General features: G+C 70.0%; 6 protein-coding genes and 1 other RNA gene. 4 read left to right on the plus strand and 3 right to left on the minus strand.

Features of this window, described 5'->3' with window-relative positions; all coding sequences use genetic code 11:
* Both C1A33_RS16815 and C1A33_RS16820 read right to left on the minus strand, forming a co-directional pair.
* On the minus strand, positions 1–1566 hold a 1566-nt coding region (locus tag C1A33_RS16815; protein ID WP_133150697.1), incomplete at its 3' end, for a serine/threonine-protein kinase.
* Positions 1567–2408: 842 nt separating this feature from the next.
* A complete protein-coding gene (locus C1A33_RS16820; RefSeq protein WP_133150698.1) occupies positions 2409–2987 on the minus strand; it encodes a lipopolysaccharide assembly protein LapA domain-containing protein in 579 nt (192 codons plus the stop codon).
* Positions 2988–3100: 113 nt separating this feature from the next.
* Between C1A33_RS16820 and rnpB the strand changes: the two genes are divergently transcribed.
* Positions 3101–3516: RNase P RNA component class A (gene rnpB, locus C1A33_RS16825), an RNA gene on the plus strand.
* Between the two features lie 30 nt (positions 3517–3546).
* On the opposite strand, the gene C1A33_RS16830 is transcribed toward rnpB, so the two are convergent.
* The gene (locus tag C1A33_RS16830) at positions 3547–3930 is read right to left on the minus strand and encodes a tyrosine-type recombinase/integrase (RefSeq protein ID WP_101832439.1); all 384 of its coding nucleotides are present in this window, start codon (positions 3928–3930) and stop codon (positions 3547–3549) included.
* Between C1A33_RS16830 and C1A33_RS37970 the strand changes: the two genes are divergently transcribed.
* From C1A33_RS37970 to C1A33_RS16845, 3 genes are all read left to right on the plus strand, one after another.
* Positions 3841–4236: a Scr1 family TA system antitoxin-like transcriptional regulator gene (locus C1A33_RS37970; RefSeq protein ID WP_423748091.1), complete on the plus strand. Its 396-nt coding sequence runs from the start codon at positions 3841–3843 to the stop codon at positions 4234–4236. The two genes, C1A33_RS16830 and C1A33_RS37970, sit on opposite strands and share 90 nt — an antisense overlap.
* Positions 4237–4614: 378 nt before the next feature.
* Entirely contained in the window at positions 4615–4905 is a 291-nt protein-coding gene (locus tag C1A33_RS35775) for a helix-turn-helix domain-containing protein (RefSeq protein ID WP_207770345.1), read from the plus strand.
* A gap of 284 nt (positions 4906–5189) precedes the next feature.
* Positions 5190–7235 carry an MMPL family transporter gene (locus tag C1A33_RS16845; RefSeq protein ID WP_101832441.1) on the plus strand — a complete coding sequence of 682 codons (2046 nt, stop codon included), beginning with the start codon at positions 5190–5192 and terminating at the stop codon, positions 7233–7235.
* The last annotated feature ends 25 nt before the right edge of the window (positions 7236–7260 follow it).

A 7260-nucleotide genomic window follows, 5' to 3' on the forward strand; every position in this document is an offset into this window, starting at 1 on the left:
CGCGGCCTGGCGCGGGGCCGGAGCGGCGAGCGCGGGGAGCGCGGACTGCGCGCCCGACCGAGCCAGCGGAGCGCGCGGCGCCGGCAGGGCGGCCGCCTCGGCGTCGAACCGACCGCCCCCGCCTCCCGCCTGCGCGGCCAACACCGGCAGCGACGTGCGTCCCACGGCGTCAGCCGCCGTCACCAGCAAGGACGGCGCGTGTTCGCGCGCCACGGCGGAGGCCGGCGCGGGGATGGCCGAGGCCGGCGTGCGCATGGTGGCGGCGGGCCGCACGGGGACCGGCGGTGGAGTGGCCTGGCGGCCGGTGCCCGTGCGCCATCCGGCCGGCGAGGCCGACAGGCCAGGGGCCACCGGGGCCGGGGGTGCCACCGGCGCGGCCGGGCGCGCGGGGGGCGTCGCCCGGACCCGCTCGGCCGGTTGCCCGGGGGAGGTTCCGGTCGGCGCGTTGAAGCCGCTCGGCGCCCAGGAGCGCCGCCGGCGCGAGGCCCGCCGGCCCGGCCAGCCGTCCGGCCGAGGCCGTGGCGCGGGGTCGTCGCCCCGCGCGGACGGGACGACGCTGACCGACGGCCGGGGCAGCGGCAGCCCCGCCAGCGTCTGGCTGTCATGGAAGTCGATGTCACGCAGGCGGTCGCCGGCCTGGGAGGAGCCGGGCGTGGGGGTGAACGTGGGGATGTTGACGAAGGCGGCCGGGTCGAACGGCGGGGCGACCCACGACTCGCGCAGCAGCCGGCGGGTGCCGCTCGCCAGGTCCTCGGCCGGGCCGATCAGCTCGCGGAGCAGATGGTCGGCGCTGGGCCGGTCCTCGGGTCGCTTGGCCAGCGCGGCGGTGACGGTGGGGCGCAGCGGCCCGGGCACGTCGCCGGTGTCGGCCACGCTGTGCACGACCCGGTAGAGCAGGGCGTCGGCGCGGCCGGTGCCGAACGGCGGGCGGCCCGTCGAGGCGAACAGGACGGTGAGGCCCCAGGCGAACACGTCCGCGGCCGGCCCGACCTCGCCCTGCCCGGTGACCTGCTCGGGAGCCATGTAGCCCGGGCTGCCGAGCAGCACGCCGGTACGGGTGGCGCCGGTGGCGTCGACGGCGGCGGCGATCCCGAAGTCGATCACCTTGGGTCCGTCGCCGCTGAGGATGACGTTGCCGGGCTTGAGGTCGCGGTGGACGATCCCGGCGCCGTGGATGGCGGTGAGCGCCTCCGCGAGGCCGGCGGCGAGGGCGACGACGACGTTGGTGTCCATCGCGCCGCGGGTCGCGATCGTCTCGGCGAGGCTGTGGCCGGCGATCAGCTCCGTGGCCATCCACGGGTCCTCGGCCTCGGGGTCGGCGTCGACGAGCCGGGCGGTGCAGGCACCGCCGACCGCGCGGGCGGCGGCGATCTCCCGGCGGAAGCGGGTGCGGAACTCGGGGTCGGCGGCGAAGTCCGAGCGGATCACCTTGATCGCGACCGACTCGCCCGTCGCGTCGTCGGCGCCGAGGTAGACGATGCCCATCCCGCCGGAGCCGAGGCGCGCGGAGAGCGCGAACCGGGCGACCCGCTCCGGGTCTCCCGCACGCAGTGGCCTCGGCGGCACCACGCCCTCCCTCCGTCGTGCGGTCGGTGTCCTGCCCCGCGACCGTCAGCCCGATCCGGTGCCGAAGGTCCCGCCGCCGGCACCCTCACACCGTGCACCCGTAACCTGTGGTGAAGATGTGCGTCCGCCATGTGACCTGTCTCCGGTCGTCCGCCGATGGCGGTCGACGGTTGGAGTCACAAATCGGACTGTACCGATGGAACCGCAGTTGCCCGGCCATTCGGCACCCGAAACACACACCTATCGGTTACCCCAACCGGCCACCGCTCCAGGCCACCCCGGCGGCCATTCCCCGGGCACGCGCGCAAAAGCCGACGAAGAAGCCGCCGCCGTCCTCGAACGGTCCGCACTACGGCCGCACCGGGGAGATCGCTACAGCCCGACGAAAGACCCCGGCATGAACGTGCCACCCACCTCGGTGTGTACGCCGACTGTGACCTCGGCGATATTCCAGGGAGATCGCCTGACGTTCCCCGGGGGACAGCCTGCGACCGTCATACGGGCGGGAACGCCAACCGCATCCGACGGAGAAACTCGCGCACCGGGATGACCCGCCGGCCATATCGGCGCCGATTTCGTGAAAAGCCGACGCAGCCAGAAGGTCGAGGATGGGGCGGACTTCCCATGGATGGGAATCGGGTGCGGGGGACGGCAGCTCCGTGTCGCGAACTCCGCGTTTCCTGTCCGCTTTGTCATGCTGTTCGCGACACGGACCGCCGTGACGTTGTCAGAACGCTGCCACGAATCGCCCTGGGCGCAACGGCGGTGACGGCGGTGACCCCGACCGCGACCGCGACCGCGACCGCGACCGCGACCGCGATGATCAGATCTCGAGACGAGGTCTAACGGTCGCGGGCGGCGCGGCGGAGTTGGCGGAGCTCGCGGCGCAGGCGGATCTGGGGAAGCAGGCCCAGAAGCACGCCGATGACGAGGCCGGCGCCAGCGGAGGCGGCGAGCGCCCCGGCGACCGACATCTGCTGGTTCGCGCCGAACAGCCAGATGTTCACCCGCGCGTCGTTCTTGACCACGAAGATCACGACCATGATCGCGATGACCGCGACCAGAACGGTGATCGCGTAGGTCGTGTACGCCACGCCCCGCCGGCGCGGCGGCCGACCGTCACCAGGCCCTCCAGGACCTCCCGCGCCACCGGGAACGCCCGACGCACCGGGAGGACCGGCCGGGACCGGGCCACCCTGCGGCGGGAAGCCCGCGGGCGCCGGACCGCCGGCGCCTGGAGCGGGATACGGCTGTGGCTGTGGCACCGCGCCGGCTGGCAACGCGCCGCCGGCCGGGATGCCGGGCGGCACCGGGCCGGTCGCGGCGCCGGCGGCGGGAACCGCGGGGCCGGTGGGCGCCGGCTGCGGGCGCTGCGGACGGGTGAAGTCGATCTTCTTGCCCGGCTGGTCCGATCCGGCCATCGTCGTCCCATCGATCATGCATCGCCTGAACGGCCTGGTCGGCGCTGTCCAGCTTCGATCCCCTGTGCCCTGGGAGTCTAGGCGGACGGGTGGCCTATGCTGAAGTCTGCGGATGAGGTGGCCGGGCGGCCGCGTCGGCGCCGGAGCACTCCGGTGCCGCCGAGGAAAGTCCGGGCTCCACAGGGCAGGGCGGTGGGTAACACCCACCCGGGGCGACCCGCGGGACAGTGCCACAGAGAACAGACCGCCGGCGCCGGTCACGGCCGCCGGTAAGGGTGAAACGGTGCGGTAAGAGCGCACCAGCGCCCAGGGTGACCTGGGCGGCTCGGTAAACCCCGCCCGGAGCAAGGTCAGAAGGCCCGCGGCCCGCAAGGGCCACGGGCCGCGCAGGCGTTCGAGGGCGGCCCGCCCGAGCCTGCGGGTAGGCCGCTGGAGGCTGCCGGCAACGGCAGCCGTAGAGAGATGGCCGCCACCGGGGCGCCGCAAGGCTCCCCGCCTACAGAACCCGGCTTACAGGCCACCTCATCCGCTTTACCCCTCCTGACCTGCGGCGGAGCGTCTACACGGTCGCGCTGGGCCGTTCCTGGGCCGTTTCGGGTTCGAGAGCCTTTCCCAGCACGGTGTCGACAGCGGCCCGGGTGGCGTCCTCCGTGTCGGGCCAGAGGTGACCGTACGTATCCAACGTTTCGACCGCGCTCTTGTGGCCGAGCCGGGCCTGGACCACCTTGACACTCTCGCCCGCGAAGATCAGAAGGCTCGCGTAGTAGTGGCGAAGCTCGTGGAAGTCGACTCCCCCGGCCAGGCGATCGGCGGCCGCCGCAGCCCGCTCGGCGTCCTCCTTCCGCTGTGACGCATGCGCCTCGGCCTCCTGCTTCCGAAGCGCTGCTTCAGCCGCCCTGACCGTTGGAGCCCAGACCAGGCGCACGAACGTGGTTCGCCGCATGATCGCGCCTCCCGCGGATGGGTAGAGCAGGCGGACGAAGACACGGCGAGGCTTCGCCTAGACCCCACCGCCCATCGCCCTCGAAGAGCAGCTTCTCGACGACGCCTGTCGGGCGGCTTCGTCCTGTTCGAAGACCTCCCCGACACCGACCCCTTCGTCCACCTCGAACTCCTCACCCACCCCATCACCATCGACGACCCCACCCAGGTCGACACCTACCGCCGTGCCTTCCTTCGCCTCCTCCAAACATCGACGGTCGGCAACCAGGCCGAGGAACTCATCAGGCAAGCAAGTGGATGCCGGTAAGAGGCGTTCAGGCAGGAGCCGAGGTTTTGCCCGCGGCCAGGCCCTACTGAGGATTCCCGGAGGTCCCCCGCCGCCCTACCTGCCAAGGCATGGGCTTTCTCGGCCGCGGTACTGGCATCGGCTATCGACTTCGGCTTGCTCCCGCACCGCTCCGCGACGGTGAGTTCCTCCTCCAATCGGAGATCCGGCCGAAGGAGGGGTCCTACCTGTTTGACGGAATCCCGCGGTCGGACAGCGGGCTACCAGCCTACTGGGACCGCTTTCTCAAGATCCCGCTTCCGTCTCACGTTGGTGGTGACCGAGCGGCAACGCCAGGAATGCCCTGTGACCGGCGTACTGCGACGTGTCGGTGACAAATGGATTCCAGTGGTCATCTGAGTGCTGACCGAGCATTCCTACGGTTTCAATGAGCTTGACCGCGCCATCGAAGGGATCAGCCGCCGCGTGCTGACCCAGACCCTGCGCGGCCTGGTAGCCGAGATTTCGTTCGCTGTTGCAATATCAAACCGCGCCCATCTGAAGTCGTTCAACGACGGACCGCAGGTTCCGGTGGAGACTTCCCTGTCGCCCCAGCCTCCTGAAACCGTTCGCCATGTGCGAAATATGCGCAGGTTCACCGACGACATGATCGCAGTGACCTGCCGCAGTCGTGAGGTACATAATATCTAGGATCATTCGATTCCCACCGAAGGTGACCATCGGAGAGTTTTTCCTGGAGTATCTCTTCGAAAAATGCCAAGTGCCGGCATGGAGCTCACGTCCCCCTCACTATGAGCAAGATCCAACTAGGCTTCACGGCATTGCACCTTGGGCGGGCAGAGCCAGGCCAGTACAAATGTATTAGGCGAGAGATAGTGCAGGTAGAGGACGCCGGGAGGGGCCGCCGGGCGAGAGCGTTGGGGTGCGCGCATCGCGCTGCTCCACCTCCCGACGACTACCGGAGTGATCGACGGATGGCCGTTTTTCTTTACCGGGTTGGACGATGGGCTTTCCGACGGCGCCGCCTTGTAAGCGCCCTGTGGTTGGCCACCTTGGTGCTCGCTGGCATCTGGGCCGCCTTGGCGCCGTCGGCGGCCGACGATGGGCTGGCGCTGCCGGGCACGGAGTCTCAGAAGGCGTTTGACCTGCTCGCGGAGCGTTTCCCGGAGAGCAACGCCCAGTCGGCCGACGCCCGTCTAGTGTTCAAGGCACCGGACGGGCAGCTGGTCACCGCGCCGTCATACCGCCAAGCGGTCGAGGGTGCCCTGGGTGACCTGTCGAGAGGCGGGCAGGTGGCCTCGGTCACCGATCCATACGCCGCCGGGTCCGTCAGTTCCAGCGGCACCATCGCTTACGCGACCATCACCTATACCGAGGACGCGACCGACCTCACCGACGCTACGACGGCGGCCTTGGAGAACGCGGCGAACCGGATCCGCGACGTGGGGCTGACGACGGAGATCGGCGGCTCGGCGCTGGAGTCGGACGAGTCCCTGGGCGGCGCCTCCGAGCTCATCGGGCTGGCGGTGGCGGTGGCGGTACTCGTCCTCACCTTCGGCTCCCTGGTGGCGGCCGGGTTGCCGCTCCTGACAGCGATCTTGGGTGTCACGATCAGCTTCTGCCTGATCACCGCGCTTGCCGTGCCGCTGGGCGTGACGTCCACCGCCACGATCCTCGCGATCATGCTGGGCATGGCGGTAGGCATCGACTATGCGCTGTTCATCGTCTCTCGATACCGTGCCGAACGCGCCGAAGGCAGAGATCCGCAGGACGCGGCCGGGCGGGCGGCGGGGACGGCCGGTTCCGCGGTCGTCTTCGCCGGCCTGACGGTGACTATCGCGTTGGTCGGGCTGTCAGTCGTCGGGGTTCCCGAACTCACCAAGATGGGACTGGCCGCGTCGGGTGCCGTGGCGCTGGCGGTGTGTGTGGCGCTGACACTGGTCCCCGCGTTGCTGGGCTTCCTCGGTCACCGGGTACTGCCCCGCGATGCCCGCACGGCTCATGCCCGTCACGGCGGTCGCCATGGGCTTGGTGCCCGTTGGGTGAGGTTCGTGCTGCGTCGGCCGGTGGCCGTGCTGGTGGTCGCGGTGTTGGGCCTGGGTGTCATGGCCGCGCCTGCGTTGAGCCTGGAACTCGGCTTGCCTGGAGACGAGTCCAAGCCGACGTCCAGCACCGAGCGCCGGGCCTACGACCTGCTCTCAGAAGGGTTTGGTCCTGGTTTCAACGGCCCGCTGACCGTGGTCGTGGACACCCGGGATGCCGCGGCCCCGAGAGTCATCGACCAGGTGTCCGACATGGTCACCCGGATGGACGGCGTGGTGTCGGTCGGTGATCCAGCGGTCAACCAGGCCAAGGACACAGCGATCCTCTCCGTCATCCCGAAGACCGGGCCGAGCAGTGGCGAGACGCGTGACGTGGTGCACGCCATCCGCCATGGGGTTTCCGACCTCGAGACGAAGTCCAACGCCCAGGTTCTGGTGACGGGCACCATGGCGCTGAACATCGATATCTCCCAGGCCATGTCCAATGCGCTGATCCCCTATCTGGCGATTGTGGTCGGCCTCGCCGTGCTCCTCCTGATGGTGGTCTTCCGGTCAATTCTGGTACCGATCAAGGCAGCACTGGGCTTCCTGCTGTCGGTGGGCGCCGCCCTCGGCGTCGTCGTCGCGGTCTTCCAGTGGGGCTGGGCCGCGGACCTGTTCGGCGTCGAGCAGACCGGGCCGGTGATGTCGCTGATGCCGATTCTCATGATCGGTGTCGTGTTCGGTCTGGCCATGGACTACGAGGTGTTCCTGGTCACGCGAATGCGGGAAGCGCACGTCGCCGGCGACCCACCGGGGGAGGCCATCGTCAACGGCTTCCAGCACAGTGGACGGGTAGTGGCCGCGGCGGCCTTCATCATGATCAGTGTCTTTGGTGGCTTCGTCGGAGCACACGTCGCTGTCATCAAGACAATGGGCGTCGGGCTGGCCGCTGCGGTAGCTTTCGACGTGTCCATTCACGGGTGGTGGGTTGAGTAGCTCCGTGTTGATGGTGGTTCAGGCG

It is taken from the genome of Frankia canadensis, assembly GCF_900197875.1.
In the GTDB taxonomy this organism is placed as follows: domain Bacteria; phylum Actinomycetota; class Actinomycetes; order Frankiales; family Frankiaceae; genus Frankia; species Frankia canadensis.

What these genes read in the sequence shown, in the direction of transcription:
- C1A33_RS16820 (WP_133150698.1), bottom strand. Translation starts at nt 2,987, where the DNA reads ATGGCCGGATCGGACCAGCCGGGCAAGAAGATCGACTTCACCCGTCCG.
- C1A33_RS37970 (WP_423748091.1), top strand. Translation starts at nt 3,841, where the DNA reads ATGCGCCTCGGCCTCCTGCTTCCGAAGCGCTGCTTCAGCCGCCCTGAC.
- C1A33_RS16830 (WP_101832439.1), bottom strand. Translation starts at nt 3,930, where the DNA reads ATGCGGCGAACCACGTTCGTGCGCCTGGTCTGGGCTCCAACGGTCAGG.
- C1A33_RS16845 (WP_101832441.1), top strand. Translation starts at nt 5,190, where the DNA reads ATGGCCGTTTTTCTTTACCGGGTTGGACGATGGGCTTTCCGACGGCGC.